Annotated in this window: 13 protein-coding genes; 6 read left to right on the forward strand and 7 right to left on the reverse strand. The window is 56.4% G+C overall.

Going from position 1 to position 18,135, the window contains the following annotated elements; translation table 11 throughout:
• Positions 1-121 precede the first annotated feature (121 nt).
• Entirely contained in the window at positions 122-1,429 is a 1,308-nt protein-coding gene (gene dctA / locus HU715_RS25985) for a C4-dicarboxylate transporter DctA (RefSeq protein ID WP_186705960.1), read from the reverse strand.
• Positions 1,430-1,530: 101 nt separating this feature from the next.
• The gene (locus HU715_RS25990) at positions 1,531-2,700 is read right to left on the reverse strand and encodes a mandelate racemase/muconate lactonizing enzyme family protein (RefSeq protein WP_186705959.1); all 1,170 of its coding nucleotides are present in this window, start codon (positions 2,698-2,700) and stop codon (positions 1,531-1,533) included.
• Between the two features lie 99 nt (positions 2,701-2,799).
• On the opposite strand from HU715_RS25990, the gene HU715_RS25995 reads away from it, so the two are divergent.
• Both HU715_RS25995 and HU715_RS26000 read left to right on the forward strand, forming a co-directional pair.
• Positions 2,800-3,678 (forward strand): LysR family transcriptional regulator, encoded by an 879-nt coding sequence (locus HU715_RS25995; protein WP_186705958.1) that lies wholly within the window; start codon positions 2,800-2,802, stop codon positions 3,676-3,678.
• A gap of 122 nt (positions 3,679-3,800) precedes the next feature.
• Positions 3,801-4,106, forward strand: coding sequence for a HigA family addiction module antitoxin (locus tag HU715_RS26000; protein WP_186705957.1), 306 nt, complete (start codon positions 3,801-3,803; stop codon positions 4,104-4,106).
• Between the two features lie 170 nt (positions 4,107-4,276).
• Here the strand turns inward: HU715_RS26000 and HU715_RS26005 are convergent, their stop codons facing one another.
• Positions 4,277-4,630, reverse strand: a complete 354-nt coding sequence (locus tag HU715_RS26005; protein ID WP_202892778.1) for a winged helix-turn-helix transcriptional regulator — start codon at positions 4,628-4,630, stop codon at positions 4,277-4,279.
• Positions 4,631-4,732: 102 nt separating this feature from the next.
• Between HU715_RS26005 and HU715_RS26010 the strand changes: the two genes are divergently transcribed.
• From HU715_RS26010 to HU715_RS26025, 4 genes are all read left to right on the forward strand, one after another.
• Positions 4,733-5,479: an NADPH-dependent F420 reductase gene (locus HU715_RS26010; protein WP_186705956.1), complete on the forward strand. Its 747-nt coding sequence runs from the start codon at positions 4,733-4,735 to the stop codon at positions 5,477-5,479.
• 407 nt (positions 5,480-5,886) lie between these two features.
• Positions 5,887-6,159, forward strand: coding sequence for a hypothetical protein (locus HU715_RS26015; RefSeq protein WP_186705955.1), 273 nt, complete (start codon positions 5,887-5,889; stop codon positions 6,157-6,159).
• Between the two features lie 209 nt (positions 6,160-6,368).
• Complete coding sequence (locus tag HU715_RS26020) at positions 6,369-7,001, forward strand: Fic family protein (RefSeq protein ID WP_225917699.1); 633 nt, start codon at positions 6,369-6,371, stop codon at positions 6,999-7,001.
• Positions 7,002-7,198: 197 nt separating this feature from the next.
• The gene (locus HU715_RS26025) at positions 7,199-7,636 is read left to right on the forward strand and encodes a hypothetical protein (RefSeq protein ID WP_079301723.1); all 438 of its coding nucleotides are present in this window, start codon (positions 7,199-7,201) and stop codon (positions 7,634-7,636) included.
• Between the two features lie 287 nt (positions 7,637-7,923).
• Here the strand turns inward: HU715_RS26025 and HU715_RS26030 are convergent, their stop codons facing one another.
• The 4 genes from HU715_RS26030 to HU715_RS26045 all read right to left on the reverse strand — a co-directional run bounded on the left by HU715_RS26030 (position 7,924) and on the right by HU715_RS26045 (position 18,118).
• Positions 7,924-8,958 carry a hypothetical protein gene (locus HU715_RS26030; RefSeq protein ID WP_186705954.1) on the reverse strand — a complete coding sequence of 345 codons (1,035 nt, stop codon included), beginning with the start codon at positions 8,956-8,958 and terminating at the stop codon, positions 7,924-7,926.
• A 274-nt stretch (positions 8,959-9,232) separates the two neighbouring features.
• On the reverse strand, positions 9,233-9,712 hold the full coding sequence (locus HU715_RS26035; protein WP_186705953.1) for a hypothetical protein: 480 nt from the start codon (positions 9,710-9,712) through the stop codon (positions 9,233-9,235).
• A 226-nt stretch (positions 9,713-9,938) separates the two neighbouring features.
• Positions 9,939-10,325 (reverse strand): hypothetical protein, encoded by a 387-nt coding sequence (locus HU715_RS26040; protein ID WP_186705952.1) that lies wholly within the window; start codon positions 10,323-10,325, stop codon positions 9,939-9,941.
• Complete coding sequence (locus HU715_RS26045) at positions 10,325-18,118, reverse strand: two-partner secretion domain-containing protein (protein WP_225917700.1); 7,794 nt, start codon at positions 18,116-18,118, stop codon at positions 10,325-10,327. Before HU715_RS26045 ends, HU715_RS26040 begins: the two co-directional genes overlap by 1 nt.
• Positions 18,119-18,135 lie beyond the last annotated feature (17 nt).

Below are 18,135 nucleotides of genomic sequence, written 5' to 3' on the forward strand. Positions count from 1 at the left end.
CCACGGGGTTACTGCCCGGCTTTATTTCGCTTAACTGACTGGCATTAGTCCAAGGATGTCTTTTTTGTGCCTGAAATCCAGGCAATCAAAGCTTCAGCATGCCCCAGGCAAGCGATGCTGATTATTTCTGCGCGGCCAACGCCCTACGCGCCGCCTTTTCATTTTTCATGGCCGCGATTTCCCGCTCACAAGCATCCACATCGAAAGAATTGTCCCACTTGGCAATGGCGAGGGTGCCGATGCCATTGCCGATCAGGTTGGTCACCGCCCGCGCTTCGTTCAGGAAACGGTCAATACCCAGGAGCAGGACCAGGCCGACCAGCGGAATGGAGTGGATGGTGGTCAGCGTTGCTGCAAGGGTGACGAACCCGGCCCCCGCGACACCCGCCGAACCTTTCGAAGTCAGCAGGAAGACGCCCAACAGAATCATCTGATCCATAAACGTCAGCGGTGTGTTGGTGGCCTGGGCGATGAAGATCGCGGCCATGGTCAGATAGATGCAGGTGCCATCGGCATTGAAGGTGTAGCCAGTCGGCAGCACCATTCCTACCACTGACTTTTTGCAGCCCAACTTCTCCAGCTTGACCATCATCCGCGGCAGCACAGCCTCGGTCGAGCAAGTCCCGAGGGTAATCAGAATTTCGTCCTTGAAGTAACGGAGGAACTGCAGCAGCGGCATGCCCGACCATCGAGCAACGGTGCCCAGCACAACCACAATGAACACCAGGGTGGTGACGTAGAGCGCTACCAGCAGTTGGCCGAGGGACAGTAGCGTACCGATGCCATACTTGCCGATCGTGAACGCCATGCCCGCGCCAGCGCCAATCGGAGCCAGCCGCATGACCATGGCCACAATCTTGAACAGCCCTTGCAGAAACAGATCGATGGTATTGATCAGCGGTTTGCTGGTCTCACCCATTTGAACCAGCGCCACCCCCATCAAGACAGAAAGCAGAATGACTTGCAGCATGACGCCATTGGAAAACGCACCGACAAAGGTTGGCGGGATGATGTTCATGAAGAAATCAATTGTGCCGCCCTGGGCAGAAGCGGCCTGGCTGTACTTGGCGATAGCACCGCCATCGAGTGTCTCGACATGGATGTTCATCCCCACGCCGGGCTTGGCGATGTTGACCACGACAAGGCCGATCACCAGCGCGATGGTTGAAAGAATCTCGAAATAGATCAGCGATTTTACGCCAATTCTTCCAACCTCTTTGATGTTGCCCATCTTGGCAATACCGACCACCACGGTGCCAAAAATAATCGGGGCCAACAGCATTTTGATCAGCCTGATAAAACCATCGGCAAAGGGTTGAAGCTTGGCGCCGAACTGCGGTTCGAAGTGACCAATTGCGGCGCCGACCACGATGCCGATCAGCACCTGCACATACAGCTGGCTATACCAGCGGGACTTGGAGATTTCCACGGGAGCACCTCATTTTATTGTTGTGATGGGCGTGTGGTGTGGCGTCAGTGGGTGACGCCTGATAACGGCGGCCTCAGGCGAAGAGGCCGCCGTTCGGGCTATCAGCCCTCGCCCAGTTCGCGCATGACGGCGTACAAGGCGGACTTGGCTTCGAAGCCGACGCCTGGAATATCCGGCAGCGCCACATAGCTGTTTTCGACGCGAATCCCGTCAGCAAAACCGCCAAACGGCTGGAACACATCCGGGTAGGATTCGTTACCACCCAGGTGCAGGCCCGCGGCGATATTCAGGGACATCTGATGGCCCCCGTGGGGAACGACACGACGCGAAGACCAGCCCATGTCTTCCATCACTTCCAGCGTGCGCATGTACTCGACCAGACCGTAGGACAGCGCGCAGTCGAACTGGACGTAGTCACGATCGGAACGCATGCCGCCATGGCGCAGCAGGTTGCGGGCGTCTTGATGGGAAAACAGGTTTTCGCCGGTAGCCATCGGCAGGTCGTAGTGCTTGGCCAACTCAGCCTGCAAGGCGTAGTCGAGAGGGTCGCCGGCTTCTTCGTACCAGAACAGGTTGTAGGGCTTCAAAGCCTCTGCATAAGCAATGGCCGTGTCTTGGTCAAAGCGACCGTTGGCATCCACTGCCAGGCGACGCCCGTCACCGACCACCTTGAGTACCGATTCGATGCGACGAATATCCTCAGCCAGAGGCGCCGCGCCGATCTTCATCTTGACCACGTCGTAGCCGCGATCCAGATAGCTGCGCATTTCGTCCTGAAGCTTGGCGTCGTCCTTGCCTGGGTAGTAATAACCACCAGCGGCGTAGACCCAGACCTTGTCGTCGGCCACGCCGCTGCGGTAACGGTCAGCCAACAGGCGATACAACGGCTTGCCTTCGATCTTGGCGACGGCGTCCCAGACGGCCATGTCGATGGTGCCCACGGCCACCGAACGTTCACCATGGCCACCGGGTTTTTCGTTGGTCATCAGGGTTTTCCAGATGGCGAACGGATCGAGGTTATTGTGCTCTTTATCGATCAGCGACTCGGGGTCGGCTTCGGTGATGCGCGCCAGGAAGCGGTCACGCATCAAAGCGCCTTGGCCATAACGACCGTTGGAGTTGAAACCGTAGCCGATGACCGGTTTACCCTCGCGAATCATATCCGTGACGACAGCGACGACCGAGCAGGTCATTTTGGAAAAATCGATGTAGGCGTTGGCAATTGGCGAGGCAATGGAAACGGTTTTTTCACGGATGTCGACGATACGCATGATGGGGTCCTCTTGTTGTAGGTGACCCCACGTTATGCTTTGCGATGACACCCGCCCAATGCTAATAATGCCGCGCCCCATGCACAGGAGGCATTGCCCTTGGAACTCGTTTGGCTAGAAGATTTTTCAGCGCTGGCAGAGTACGGCAGCTTTGTACGTGCCGCTGAAGCACGCCACGTGACCCAACCGGCTTTCAGTCGCAGAGTCCGCGCATTGGAAAACTGGATGGGTGTCGAACTGTTCGTTCGCACGCCACAAGGCGCCACGCTGACCGAGGCGGGGAAGCAGATTTTGCCAAGCGCCCAAGAGACGGCCAGGCGCTTGTACCGAATGCGCAGCGAAGCCCAGGAAGTGGCGGGCATGGCGATCAAGACGCTGCAATTCGCGGCCACCCATTCGCTGTCGTTCACGTTTTTCCCAAGATGGCTGCGGAGCACGGAAAACGGCGCCCCCATCGAGGCGGTACGACTGCATTCCGATAGCATGGCGGCCTGTGAGCAAATGCTGATTCAAGGCCACGTGCAGTTCCTGCTTTGCCATCGTCATCCGGATGTTCCACCGCTGTTGGCCCCTGATCAGTTCATCGGCAAAAAAGTGGGCGAGGATGTGCTCGTTCCGCTGGCGAGCGCTTCTGCCAACTTCGCAAATGCGCCCGCATCGCTGCCCTACTTGGCGTACACCCAGGAGTCCGGTCTGGGACGCATCGTCGCTCATCGACTTCAGGGCAAGGAAGAGTTCCTGCACCTCAAGCCGCTGTTCAGCAGCCACCTCGCAGCGGTGCTCATGTCCATGGCGCTGGAAAACAAAGGGGTGGCCTGGCTGCCAAGAAGCCTGACCGAGCAGGAAGTCGCCGACGGACGTCTTGTGCGGGCGCTCGATGAAAGCTGGGATATCCCGTTGGACATTCATCTCACTCGCCCAACGGGTGCCATTAGCCAATCGGCGGAGGAGTTTTGGGCGAAGTTAAAGGATTGCTGAAGTTGCTTCGCAGGCGTCGGGCCATTGCGCCTCGACAGCCATGTCAGGTGTGATCGCGCCTTGTCTGGGGCGCCAACGGCCCCGAAAACGTAGAAATCGTAGATTTATCACTGAGGTGAGTCATGTTTAAGAATGGCATAAGGCCCGTACACCCTGGAGAAATTCTCAAGGAAGAGTACCTGGAACCGCTTGGCCTGACGGCTGCTGCGCTTGCAAGGGCTTTGCACGTGTCTGCCCCCACCGTAAATGACATCGTATTGATGCGCCGTAGCGTCAGTGCGGATGTGGCTTTGCGCCTGGCAGCTGCATTGGACACGTCGGCGCAGTTTTGGCTGAATTTGCAGACTGCGTATGATTTACGTACAGCCGAGATTGCAAAAGGGGAGCAAATTTATAAAGAAGTAGAGAGGATTCCTCACTGCGCATAGCATTTACAAAAAAGGCATTTAGTGATTATCGCAAGTGCCTTTTTTGTGCTTGGAGAATTGGCTCTCCCCTAATGCGACGAAACATAAACAGACGGCTCAGCAGGCGCCGGCAACGCATGATTGCTGAAGTTGCTTCGCAAGCGTCGGGCCATTGCGCCTCGACAGCCATGTCAGGCGTGATCACGCCTCATCTCTGCCCATTCGATCAACGCCTGGATCGACGGCCCGAGTGCATGCCCCATGGGCGTGAGCTTGTACTCCACTTTAGGTGGCACTTGTGGGTACACGGTCCGCTGCACAATGCCGTCCTTTTCCAACTGTTTTAGCTGTTGGATCAGCATCTTCTGGTTAATCCCTTCAATCAACTTCTCCAGGTCCGAGAAACGCAGCGCGCCCTTCGCCGCGAAAAGCTGGCACAAGATAATGATCTTCCACTTCCCTTCCAGTACGCGAAGCGTTTCGGTTGTTGCCTCGGCCCATTTCCGACGATTTTGCGGATCGCCGCAATCCCATTCCCGTTCCATTTCTTCCTCGATGGTGAGTTACACACCTTTTGGTAGGTACTTACCATTATCACACCAGCCTCCTAGAATCGGTGCAAGACAAATGACTCAGGAGGCTTAGCCATGAAAATCGGCATCATCGGAACCGGTAACATCGGAGGCACCCTCGCTCGCAAATTCAAGGCAGCCGGTCACGACATACGTGTTGCGAACTCTCGAGGCATCAACGGCGTTCGCGCATTCGCCGAAGAGATTGGAGCCAAACCGGTGGACATTCGCGGCGCAGTCGATGGCGCGGATGTGATCGTGCTATCCATACCGCTACCGGCGTTGAGCGCACTGCCTGCTGATCTGTTTGCCGCAGTACCCGACAGCGTCCCGGTGGTGGACACGAGTAACTACTACCCTGGCCTACGTGACCCTAACATTCCTGAAATTGATCAAGGGATGACGGAAAGCGTTTGGGTTTCTAAGCAGATTGGGCGACCTGTCATCAAGGCCTTCAACAATATTCTGGCCTATACCTTGGCGGAGTTGGGCAGTGCCCAAGGCACTCCAGGTCGCTTGGCCGCAGCAGTGGCCGGCGACGATCCCAAGGCTAAGGAAACGGTGATGTCCCTGGTCAACCAAGCGGGCTTTGATCCGGTCGACGGAGGTTCCCTGGAAGAGTCCTGGAGACAACAACCTTGTACGCCAGGCTATTGCTGTGACTACGACGCCGAGACTCTGCGCGACGCACTATTGGCCGCCTCCAAAGGGCAAGCCGCTGCGAAGCGAGAGGAGTTTCCTAAACACTTTGAGCGGCTCGGGCCCAACCCTGGCCATGCCGACATTGTCGCCATGAACCGCTCCTTCAACGCACTGGATTGACGCAGTCCGAGGCTAATGCCTGTCAGTTACGTGGATACCACGGGCAAACACACAAACCGTGGCGAGGGAGCTTGCTCCCGCTGGGCCAGTCCGACGCTTCGGGCGAAGCGGCTCCAAGATTTTGCGGTCGCTGTGCAACCGAGCGGGAGCAAGCTCCCTCGCCACAGTTCTCTCTCTAGCCGTGACGATGCGTCGAATGGACGGCTGGCTCAAACTCGTTGATATCTGCAAACCAAATGTAGGGAAATGCAGTCGCTAAAAGGCCAAAGCTCCTACATAAAGCTAGGAAAGCGGTGTCTTGTGACGCTTGAGCGGGACGGCCTATAGTTCCTTGTCGCCTCAATGGCGACTCGGGTTTGGCGACCCGACAACGAGGTAGCTCCTTTCAACTGAATGAGGTCCTACCAATGAATCGATACATGCCCATCACCGGCATCGACTGCACCCCCGCTACCCTGCTGATCGACACCGAAGCCCCGCTTGATGTCCTCTTCGAAACCGCTGACTACCGCATCCGCACCGTGACCCAACTGCTGGAAAACATCGCGTTCCGTTCGGAGATCAGTTCCGACACGCTGGTGCTTTCCGATTTTTGCAAAATGCTAACGATCGCGTTGCGCGACGGGTGTGATGTGATGGATGTGATTGGCATACGATTGCGGGCGCAGGCGGCGGAGTAAGTGATGACGGGCGCCTATGGCCATAACGTAGCCCCCACCGTCGGGAGCGACTACATCTATCTACTCCGATGAGCTGTGGCGCAGTTCGTCAAGAACTGCGCCACAATCGCGCCAAAATCTTCTCAAACAGCGCCAACACACTCATGCCTTCGACCACCGACATATAACAGTATCCTGGCATCCAGGAGTGGGCGAGCCTCTCAGAGCTCTTGGCCTGGCACCCTGAAATTTCCCGGCGAACGGCGCAGCGCATCCTTGCAAACCTGGCCGAAAGCAGCCAAATCACTGCACAGGGAGAAGGCAGGGCACGGCGTTATTTCGCAATAGGACACCCGGCTGAGACCCACACCCTGCCCTATTTTCAGCCTTTTACCGACATCAATAAACGCACCTCCCGACTGGCAGCGAATCTCCCCTTGTTCCGTGCCAATCTTTGCCCGCTGACCTTTCTGGATGTACCGGAGCAGGCCTACAGCCGAGCCACATTGGGTGTGTACGAAATGACCCGGGTAGAGCTGCTTCGCGACCTGTATATCTGGGCCTACGAACGCTCAACACTGGAATATCTGGCAATCAAGCAAGACCTTGCGGAACCGGACCCTTTACGCCTGGCATGGCGAGACCTCATCAAGAAGACCATTCGGGAAATCGTCACTCACCCAGAGCTTGACCCGTTGTTCTGTATTCAACGCTCGGTAGCGGGATATGTTTCAGAAAGAGAACAGCCGGAAGTGCAAGCACTGATCGTCGAAAAACTCCGTCGCCTGCACGAAGGGGTGCTCGCGCGCTATGGGTTACGGCCATCAGAGTTCATGTCATGGAAGTCGCGCCATGGTCACTGATGGGAGATCACTGAGATGATATTTGCCCTCTGCGTCGTCGCGTTGAACGCCACCATCGGTGTACTCATCAAAGTGTTGATTAACACCTTCACGATAGACAAGCTGACGGCCCTTGGGCCAGTCACCTATCCAGCCACACGGCCATCCACCTCTTAAATAGATGGAAAATATTTCCTTTTTCAGATGGAGCATGAGTTTTGTACAAGAAATTTACAGGGATCGTTTTTCTGCTATTGAGCGGCTGCTCACTGCATCCGTATACCAAGGACGAACTGCTGAACACTGGCGTAACCAGCCCCGAGTACTGCCTGACACAGGAGCGAGCGGAGGTGGAAAAACGGGTACAAAGCTATCTGAACCACTGCTTTCACCCACAAGTGACCGAGCTCACGACGGGTGGGAGACTCGTCAATACCATCCAATTGAAAGTCGACAGCAATGCCGACAGAAGCGACATGGTGCTATGGGCGCCGACAATCTACGGCAGCCAGTTCTATATGAACGTGATCGTCTCGGAAAAGAACCCTGCCTGCAAAACCACCATGACTGCCGTGGCCTCAGGCTGGGCCTTTGAGCGAAACTTTCCGAAGATCCTGGAAAGCGCGAAGGGGGAAGACCCGTGGTGCCCGCTGTAACCACAAAAGAAGGGGATAGCAAAATAAAACTGCGCCATGGGCGAGCGATCAACAATCCGGCTTCTGTGGCGAGGGAGCTTGCTCCCGCTGGGCTGCGAAGCAGCCCTTAGAAAAAGAGAGAAAAAGGGGACGGATTTATTTAATAACTGAGCAAGCAAATAAATCCGCCCCCTTTCTCCTACATGAATTACTACTCATTAGGTATATAGATACAGAATTAGCAACGAAAACAAACGAAAATATTATGGAGGACCACATCCTCATATAAACGCATCTCAAATCTTAAGTCAGAAACTGAAACGGTCCTGAAATACTGTCTGCTCCCCTATTCTGACGACACATTGCCGTGCCACCTCGACGGGTACTACCTTGCCTAAAACCGGCATCATGGCCTTGTAGAACACCTTGTCACAGGCTTCATCTTTACTAAACGGTTGGGCTCTGCCCTCAGCGTCCGCAGTAATGTGGCAGCCCGCTACTAAATCAGCAGGCAGGTCTTTAAAGGCGACAGGCTTTTGAGTAGTGCCCGCCTGCGCCTCGATCATTTCATTGCAACCACCGGTTACGGCCCCTTCCTTAACGGTTTTTACAAAAGCAACGCGCTCGTAATCGGTACCGCTGAAAACAGTCTGATCGTTGACGCTAACGCGATACTGCGAAGGCTGGAGCATGATGGACTTGATGCAAAACTGTGTTGTGACCGGCTGATTATTCACCGAGGCCGTTGCCGACTTGCAGCCCGGGACGGCGTTGGCGAAGCCACCGTTTTGCGCGCTATCTACGACAGGAATACGCTCCTGAGGCTGCGTGATGTCATAGGCATGCAGTTCACAGCCTCCACCCACAAACTGGAGTTCCGCCAGATAAACCTTACCCTTCTCCGGTGTGAAAATGGTGCTGATCGGACCGCAACGATAGCCGCGGTTGATACTTTCGCCAGTGGCGTAACCCGATACCTCGAATGGCTGATCGGGATCAGCTTGCACTTCCAACTGAGGGAAATGCTTCAAGGTCGCGCTGTGGGCCGTTTCGTTGAGCTTGGCAATCCAGCCGAACACTTTGCCGCGACCGGAATCCACCACTGTCCCCTGCACATCCATACGCCGGTCTGGGTCCGTCGCTCGCCTGATTGCAAATTCCACAGGGACGACATTGCCCGTCGCTTTCATGATCACCTTGGCGTGCTGCGCATCGACGACAACCTTTTTCTGCTGGAATTGGATACCGTCGCGAAGCAGGTTAGGAGAAGAGTCCCGGACGTTGGATTTGCAGCCGGATAACGTCAGAATCAAGCCAAAAATTAGCAGTGTTGTTTTCTTCATGAATGCTCCAAACGCGTCATTGACGCTTAAAAAGAAAAATAGAAAAAATTCTTATGCATCAGCACGATAAATAAACTCAGCTTATTGGATCAGGGGAGTACTGACCCAGTCGACTCAGAAGACATAATTTTGATGACCGAATCTAAGACTTTTGCAGAGTATCCGATCTCAACGCCTCACACTTCCCGACTGGCAAACAAAACAACGCCAAACGTACGTATAAATAGCAAAACAACAAATCTGCCGCCATTTTTTACCACCTTTTAATAACATACTACGACCTATCCTCACTATGTCTCTCTACCAAACCTAGCAAATACTCTTCCATCACATCAAAACGAATTGCGGTTGCATATAAGCGTTTCGGGTCTTGCCGGGAGCTCCCCCTAATTAAAGCTGGGACATCGTCACTCAACCACAATTCCTTGTGAGGATAGATCGCATATAAATCCCCCTCAATATCCTCCACAACCATATGCCCATGCCAAGGATCTTCATACAACTTTCCAGAAATCGATTTAACAAACAAAAGAGCCTGCTCACCAACCTTAAGGGCTACATCCCCCCACGTACCACCAGATCGAATGAACTCAATTTCCGAATTAAGAAAACCGCGAACAATTCCTTCCCCTGTAGAATATATCCGCCCAATTTTCGCCCGCAAGACCTGCGGGCGTGGAGCGCCAGTCACATGAACAAAAACAAGATCATGCCTCAACACCTTATCAAGTAAAAAATCTGACTGCTTGTTCATTTCACTGGTCTCCACGAAAAAAAAGAGGTCAGATTTATTTATAATCCGAGCAAAGCCAACAAATGTGCCCCTCTGCGTTTCACAAAATAAATCTGTCCCTTTTTGCTTCAAGTCTTACCCCATGTTGATGAAAACACGTCGATCAGCAAGGGCTGAGATCAGGAAGAATGGACACCCGAAGAAGGTTAAGTAAGTGCCATTCAAACCTGTCCCCTTTTTTGCTTCATCATCGTTTTGAGTAACGATCTTCTAATCTTTCAGCAGACCTTAGAACACCATCCCCCTCATCAGGAAAGAAAGCAGAGTAAACATCAGCTGCAATTTTCATCAGGGAAACGTAGTCGGGCACTGGAATACTTGAAGTTTCCACTTCGCCCAAAAAGAAACTCACCTCACTGAAAGCGTCTGGATCGTCCCAGTCCTGATCAAGTGAGTAAAAAAATCCTTCACTCACAGAGAAACCAACTCCCCGCGAAGCGTCATAGATAAACGCTGGAAAATTACTCCTCCCTCTTACTATAGAGGCCTCTATCAATTCGTAAAGGTCTTCATAATCCAAGCCAGTTGAAGCAAATGATTCCTTGAGGCTCTCAAGCCATGTCAAGCTAGCCATCAGTTTGTCCTCGGCGGCATAGTGATGAAGGAATTTGTTATTTCTCCAGTCTTACTATTACGTGTCACTTGGAAGTGATAGCCATCAACTTTAATACTAGCTTCTCTCAAAGCTGGATTGGCTTTAAACAAAGACTCAGCTTGGACTGCCGCTCGACTAGACATATCAGCCACTTTAGTATCCAGCAGAACCTTTGGATCGTAAGTCGTTTTTGTGGATGTAGGCTTATACCCACCTATCAATTCGCCCTTAGTGTTAGTTCTAGGTAACTGATAGCTATACTCAACAAGGCCAGGATAGCGGACATCCGTAATTTTGTTGGATATTTTCGCGCCAGTTATTTCAACCGATTCTAGGAAGGCATCGCTGTTGTGAGCGCCAGAAATCGTCCCCGCCTTACTATTTCGCACGCCAATCTGGGTGTTATGACCGAGAACTGACTCGCCAAAGCCCTTTGGAAATGTAGAAACTGCTTGATCTCCAACCGTGGCTGTTCCTTTTTCCCCGCTTAGAAGCTCATCTGCTGTACCACCCAGATTGGGAGTAGCGCCACCTTTCAAAGCAGAGGAGAGTTCTCCGGATAGTGCCTTACCCCCAACGTGCGCGGCTAGCAGCTCTGCCAGCGACTGAGCAGCCTTATAGCCGAGATCCCCGGTCGGGCTCGCTTCTCCGGGATACTGAGCAGGATCAAATGAAGCGAGAACTCGCTCACCCTCTGCTGAGATATAAGGAGCATTGGTCTGGTCGAAAGATTCAGCTGCGCTTGCAAACGCGAGAGTTCCCACCGATCCCAAGGCGAATGGTGCCGCGCAACCTACAACGCTTACGCAGGCAGGGGCGGAGCCGACCATACCCATATAAGAGAGCGCGCCCGCTCCCGCCTCCACGGCCGCACTCCCCGTCCACCCTAGGTCGTTAATTAACTCATCATGAGCACTGAGGGTGTCGTCTATCCGATCTCCAAAGCCATAATCAAACTGTCCTGTGCTTTTAAGTAACGCGAGTTCCTCAGTAAACCCTTGCCCTAGCGTTTCCAGTTTCACGAGCTCATCGTAGTGTTTATCACTCGACGGAACGGACTTACTGCAGTGGGTCAATGCACATGCAGCTGCATCGAGGCGGGCTTTGTTATCAGGGTTGCGTCGACGCTGCTCATCCAATGCAACGGTTTGCATTTCATGCAACGAATGGTTGTACTGCGTAGCGTTTCTCGCCACCCAGGCACCTTTCTCTAGCTTGCTGGCATCTCCATCCGCCTGCGAAGCTGCCGCAAGCAACCCAACCATCTGGGAGCTCATGCTCAGCAGGTTTTGATCACCTTTAACCAGATCGTAGAGATGCCCAACTAGCGCCTCGTTAGCCCCCGCTGCCAAGGCTCCGATTTTGAAATCACCGCCAGTAGCTTCGGCGAGAAGCCCGCCCACCATTGAATGAATCACAATTTTCTGTGGCGTACCGGTGGCGAACACACCCTTCGTGTAGTCGCCCACCGCGTTGAAGCTTGCTGCCGCCAAGGTGTTGAACAGCGCGCTTTTCAACGCATCGCTGGCACTCCCTCCCTGTCCAAGCGCCTTGCTCAGCAACATGGAGGTTCCGTTCTGCAACGTTTGGTTGGCGGCAAATTGACCGACGCCTTTCCAAGTGCTCAGTGAGCTCGACGTGCTTACTTTGTCGATTGCCGTATTCGTTTCAGTGCCAGTCCAACCATCAAAATATGCAGCCGTCAGCCCTGCTGTAACGCCAGCGATGGCATACCCCTTCATGGCATCTGAAGAAGTCACGTCCTTGAACACGGCGCCAAGATTGCCGCGATTATTGACAACGCTGACGGTCGCGTTTGTTGCAGCTCCCGCTGCAACGGCGCCTGCCGCGGCTGAAATACCTGCAGCCGTCTCCGCCGTAATTGTTCCGGCGGCAACCATCCCTCCAGTCGCGGTTCCCATTGCGCCTGCCGCTAACGGTCCAACGACCGCTGCCATCACAATCGCAATGATGATCTGCGAAGCCGGCCCCAAGCCGGAGTTGCTGTACTTGAAGCTGTCGTGGATCTCTTTGACTTGACGCCAGTCCACATCACCGCGTTTTTCCGCGTCCTTGAGCCATGCCAATTGCGGATCAGCCTTGACCATCGCATCGATGGATTGGCTGACGGTTTGCTGATTGACCTGGTTGATATCGATCTTCAAACCGTTGACGGCTTTGATCGCAACACTGCCCTCAGCAATAAACTGGCTTTGACGCAAGGTTTCGTCGGTCTTGCCCTTACCCTTGGACGAGACCCAGAACGCGTTGTTGTCAGTCTTCTCGTGGCTCTCCTGATGTAGATCCTTCACGCCTTCGAAGGTAATGGAACCGCTACTGTCCAGCGTGATGTCCTTGCCGCTCTGCAGTTTCGCCACCTGATACAGCTGGTCGCCGCCGCTGACCAATCGCAGGTCGCCCCCGGTAGTGATTTCACTGCCGATGTTTTTCACATCGGTCACTTCATCCCGCTGAGTCTTCTTACTCCCCCAACCACCTTTCTTCTTCATGTCATACAGCGAATAGTCGCGGTTCTGCGCAGCCAGCAGCTCAAGCTTGCCACCCGCCACGAAGTAGGCCTGGTTTGCAGCGTTGACCTTGCTGGCGATCATCGCCAAATCCTGCCCCGCGCTCATTACAACGTTGCGCCCCGCATTAACCGTCGAGGCCACCTGACTGACGTGGTCCTCTTGGCGGGTGACCTTCTTGCTCTTGCTGTAGGAATGCTGCTCATCCGCCGCCGAGGCGAAGGTCAAGTTTCCTTGGGCGGCCATGGCAACGTCGCGCTTGGCATCAATCTGAGTGCCGACAACGGTGAGGTTGCGACCAGCGTTGACGGTCAGGTCGCGGCCGCTGTCGAGGCTGGAGCCGTATTGCTTGATGTCTTGGTCGCGATGCCTGCCGCGAGTGCCGCTGGTGATGCGTTCGGCGGCGATGAGATTGACATCGCGCGTGGCGTTTAGGGTGGTGTCGGCGCCACTTTTCAGCACGCCGCCGACGCTGTTGATGTCACGCCCTGCGCTGATGGTCAGGTTGTTGCCGGCTTCGATACGAGCGGCGCTGTCGATGAAGTCGGTGCGTTCGCTGCGGTAGCCGCTGTCGCTTTCGTGGGTGGTAACGGTACGCTCGTTAGTCACGTCGCCAGTCAGAGCAACAACACTGACATCCCGCCCAGCAATAACCCCACCCGCCCTGTTAGTCAGGTTATTACTCGCCAACGCATCCAGCCGACCACCCGCTTCCATCAACCCACTGTTGACCAAGCTGTCGCCCGCCGTCGCCCTCAGGTTGCTGGACGCACGCAAGGTGCCCGCATTGTTCAGGTTCTTACCCGCAATCAGGCTGACGTCTGAGCCCTGAATCAGCGCACCATTCGGCGCCAGACGGTGGTTGGCCTGGGCCAGATAAAGCACCGGCACCAGCACCTGTTGACTATTCACCGTCCGGTTTTCCATCCAGACGATGTCATGGGTCAGGGCCGCAACCTGTTCGGCGGTCAGGCTGACGCCCAGGGACAGGTTGAGGCTGTCCTTGCTGGCGATGGCGTTGTTCATCAGGTACTTGAACATGCCGTCGTCGGAGTTCTGGCCGTCGAGGAAGCGTTGGCCGGTGCGGGCGATCACCGCCTGTTGGATCAAGCGTTGTTCGTAGAAGCCGTCGCCCAGGCGCTTGGCGGCGGTGTCCGGCTCGTAGCCCAGGTTTGTCAGCAGGTAATCGGAGCTCATGAACCGGCGCATGTCGGTCAGCGCCGGGTTGGTCTCGATCAGGTATTTTTGCGGGTTGGCCTGGAACGAACGGTCCGGCAGGCCACGCACTTGCGTCAGGCCCGTGCTCTGGGTCGGTGTGGCCGAGCCGTCGCCGCTCATGCGGAACAGGCCGTTTTGCCCGGTGGGCAAGTCAAAACCCGGCAAGGCCAGCGGATCGACTTGTTGCTGGGTCAGGTTCGGGGGTAGCTGTCGATTGACGCTGATGCGGGTCGAGAAGGCGTTGTCGGCCTGGGTGTCGGTGCGTGGGCCGGCGCCAACGTAGTTGTAGCCGCCACGCACGACGCCGCTGTTGAGGTCGCCCTGGGTTGGAATGTCGAGGGCACCACCGGCCTGGATAATCGCGGCATAGGTTTGGCTGTCGGTGGTGGCTGTCTGAGTACGGAACTGCGTCAGCTCACGTTCGGTTCTGCCGATAAAATGGCTCATCGCCGCTTCAAGACCGCTCAGGTCATTGGTGTTGTAGCCTGGGCTCTGCAACCAGTATTTGTTGGTGAAGTCATTGGCCTCTGCGCGCCAGCTACCCGGGCGGCGCGTGCGTTGGGACCTGAAGGTGCGCGAGGTTTCAATCTCGCCGGTCTCGATGCCGATGTTGTTCAGGCTGACGAGGTTGGCGGTCAATGCACCGCCGACGCCGATGCTGCTGCTCCGGTTGGTCAGAGTGTCGCCCTGGATATTCAGGTTGCCGCCGGTGGTGATGCTGGAGGCGGCGCTGGCCGCGGTGACTTCGAACTTATCGCGCTGGACGATCTGCCAGACGTGGTTTTGCTTGGGGCCGTCGCAATCACCTGGTACGCAGGCCACTTCCCTGATCGAGGCGGTGTAGATGCCAGCATCGTTGGTGGCCAAGACCTCACGGACGTTGTCGATGGTGCTGGCCGCCAAGCGCATGTTGCCGTCGCTCTGCAGCGTGCCGGAGCTGTTGAGGATGCGGCTGGCACGGGTGCCGAGGCCGTCGCGATCGATGTTCAGATCACCGATGCTATAGATATCGGCATAGCGGTTGGTCAGGCTGTTCACGCGCAGGCTGGTATTGCCGCCGCTGAAGATCAATCCGCGTTCGTTGAGCAGGTCGCCGGTCGTTACACCCAGCGCCCCGGCGCTGCCCAGGGTGCCGTAGTTGTTGAGGGTGGCGGCAGTGACGTTCATGTCCGCCGCCGAGGTCAGGCGACCGTAGCTGTTGAGGACGCCATCGACCACGACGGTTGTGTTGCCACCGCCAGCGATGCTGCCGTTTTGCTCCAGATTGATCAGTGCCGCCTTGAGGCCCAGGGTACCGAGACTGCTCAAGCGACCGTTGCCGGTATAGGCGCCGGTCAGTTGCAGGTCGATGGCTCCATCACTGCCGATCAGGCCGTCGACGCGCCAGTTGCTGCCTCGGCCCACCATACTATTGGTGCTGAGCAACTGGCCGGTGGCGGTCTGGGTCAACTGGTCGACATCCACGACCAGGTGCCCGGCCTGGATTGCCGTGTTGTTGGTCCAGCGATCAGCCGTCACCGTCAGGTTGCCGTAGGTCACCAACTGACCGCCTGCCTGCCCCAGGTTGGCTTGGCTGATGCCGAACAATCCCAGGCCAGTGTGCAGCAGCTTGCCGCCCACGTTCTGGACGCTGCCGGTGTTGAAGCCCACATCATTACTGGCGGTTTCCAGGGTGCCGTCGTTGTTATCAAACAGACCACCGATCTTGAACACCGTGGTGCTGTTCTGGCCCAGGGTGCGCAGTTGGCCTTTCTGGTTGCTCAGGCTGGCGGCCAGAATATCCAGGCTGTCCTGGCTTTCGATGATGCCGGCGTTGTTGTTCAGCGCCCCCGAAAGATCGAAGTCGATGCGATTGGCGCTGACCTGCCCGCCACCGCTGTTGTCCATGCCCCGGCCAGTGACCCAGACCTTGCCCGTGGCGTATATCCCGCCGTTGCGATTGTTGATATCCGCCGCCGCGTTGGTGACCACGACATCGCCGGCTTGCGCAGCGATGCGTCCGCCGTCGTTGAACAGCCCAGCCAAGGCTTGGATGCTGAGTCCTTGGGCCTGGATCGTGCCGCCCTGGCGGTTCACGTCGTAGCCGTTTTTCAGCACGCCGGTGGTGCGTGCTTCCAGCGCGGCCTTGACGCTGGACAGCACGCCGCCACGGTTGTCCAGGTTGGCCGCTTCGATGTTCAGGTCGGCGTCTTGAGCGATAATCGTGCCGCCCTGATTATCAATATCGCCCGTCACAACCACGGTCACCGGGCCCGTGCCTTGCAGCGTGCCCTTGGCGTTGTCCAGGCGGGCGGCCTTGAGCTCGACGCCGGCACTGCGGCTGGCGATCAGGCCTTGGTCAGCGTTGTTGACCTGGCCGGTCGCCGTAACCAGCAGCTTGCCATTGGCGGCGACGGTGCCTTTGTTGCTGTTGTCCAGGCTGGCGGTGCGCACGGTCACGCTGCCTTGGCTGGACAACTCGCCGCCCTGGTTGTTGATCGCGCCCGCGTTGGTGATGTCGAGGTTCTTGCCGGCCATGACCAGGCCGGTCAGGTTGTCCAGGCTGCCGAGGATCAGGGTCGCGCTGTTCAGGCTGGACAGTTCGCCTGCGCTGTTGTCCAGGTAGCCCAGGTTGGCAGTTAAAATGCCTTGGCTATTGATCAGGCCGCCCTGGGCGTTCAGCACCTGATTGGCCTTCAGGTGCAGTTCGCTGTTGCCAAGGATTCGGCCTTTGTTGCGGTTATCCACAGTATCGGCTGTGACCGTGGCCTTGCGCTGCCCGCTGAGCGTACCGCCCTGGTTGTTCAGCGCTGCGGTGGTCGTGACATTCAGGTCGCGACTGGCAATGACGGTTTTGCCGCCATTGCTCAGCTGTTTTGCCGTGAGGGTGACATCGCCCGCCGTGTTGCGGCTGTTGTCGGGATTGACCCCGGCTTCGATGATCGCGTTGTTGCTCAGCGTACCGCCGCTGTCGAGGTGAATGCTGTCACGCGCCACCAGGTTTTTCTGGTTGTTCAGGTCGCCCTGGGTCTTCACGTCCAGGCGGCTACCGGCGTACACCTGGCCACGGGTTTCCAGACTTTTGGCTTCGATGTCGATGGCTCCAGCGGCGGCCGTCTGCGCCAAACTCAGATGCCCATTGGCATCGAGCTGTATATCCCCGCCACTGGCAACCATCTTGCCATCCAGCTTCACCCCGACACCCGCTTCGGTGCCCACCAACTTGATCGCCCCGGCATACATGCCGCCCAACGCGGAGGAGTCGATCGCCAGTTCGGGCTTGGCGCTGCCGTCATCGGCCCGAGCGGTGGCATTCAGGGTGTTGGCGTTGACATCATTGCGCCCGGCCACGATGGTCAGGTTCTTGGCCTGGATCTCGGCGTTGATCTTGGCGCTGCGAGTAATGATTTCGAAGCGGTCAACGTTGTTGGCGTTCAGGCCCGCGCCTTCAATGGCGACGCTGCCCTGGTCCACCTGATAGCGACCCACCTGGCCGTTTTCGATGATCGGCTTGCCCGTGGTCAGGGTCGCCTTGGGCGTATTGATAAACCCGCAACCGTTACAGGTAATGCCATAGGGGTTGGCGACGATGACATGGGCCGACTGCCCCGCCACTTCGGTGTAGCCACGCAGCTGGCTCGGGTTGCCGCCGTTGACTTCGTTGAGGATGACCTTCGCGGCCGTACCCTTGAGGTTCGGGTTGCCAAGAATAATCCCGCCCAGTTGCGTGGACTGGGCGGGGTTGGTGGCGTTGTTGAGGATCACGCCGTTGCTGCCGACGTTGTAGTCCTTGAACTGGTTATGGGACAGGCCACTGCCATTGGGCTTGGCGATGTTGACCACCGGCACGCCATTGCCGGCCTGGCCAACGCTGGTGCCCGGCGCGCTGACCACGATGCCGCCCGCCTGGGCCCACATCGGTTGCCAGAACATGACGTTGGCCAATAGGAACGCCAGGCCACGCTTGGGCATGCCCCAGAAGGCGTCGCGGGTTTTCAGGGCAGCAGAAGGCTGGCGGGCCAGGAAGGCGTATTGGCGGTCGTCCATGATCAGGTCTCGTTGCA

It is taken from the genome of Pseudomonas zanjanensis (assembly GCF_014268745.2).
GTDB lineage: Bacteria > Pseudomonadota > Gammaproteobacteria > Pseudomonadales > Pseudomonadaceae > Aquipseudomonas > Aquipseudomonas zanjanensis.

Excerpts from the sequence above, each read along its gene's own strand:
- HU715_RS25990 (WP_186705959.1), bottom strand. The coding sequence starts at position 2,700 with ATGCGTATCGTCGACATCCGTGAAAAAACCGTTTCCATTGCCTCGCCA.
- HU715_RS26000 (WP_186705957.1), top strand. The coding sequence starts at position 3,801 with ATGTTTAAGAATGGCATAAGGCCCGTACACCCTGGAGAAATTCTCAAG.
- HU715_RS26005 (WP_202892778.1), bottom strand. The coding sequence starts at position 4,630 with ATGGAACGGGAATGGGATTGCGGCGATCCGCAAAATCGTCGGAAATGG.
- HU715_RS26010 (WP_186705956.1), top strand. The coding sequence starts at position 4,733 with ATGAAAATCGGCATCATCGGAACCGGTAACATCGGAGGCACCCTCGCT.
- HU715_RS26015 (WP_186705955.1), top strand. The coding sequence starts at position 5,887 with ATGAATCGATACATGCCCATCACCGGCATCGACTGCACCCCCGCTACC.
- HU715_RS26030 (WP_186705954.1), bottom strand. The coding sequence starts at position 8,958 with ATGAAGAAAACAACACTGCTAATTTTTGGCTTGATTCTGACGTTATCC.
- HU715_RS26035 (WP_186705953.1), bottom strand. The coding sequence starts at position 9,712 with ATGAACAAGCAGTCAGATTTTTTACTTGATAAGGTGTTGAGGCATGAT.
- HU715_RS26040 (WP_186705952.1), bottom strand. The coding sequence starts at position 10,325 with ATGGCTAGCTTGACATGGCTTGAGAGCCTCAAGGAATCATTTGCTTCA.
- HU715_RS26045 (WP_225917700.1), bottom strand. The coding sequence starts at position 18,118 with ATGGACGACCGCCAATACGCCTTCCTGGCCCGCCAGCCTTCTGCTGCC.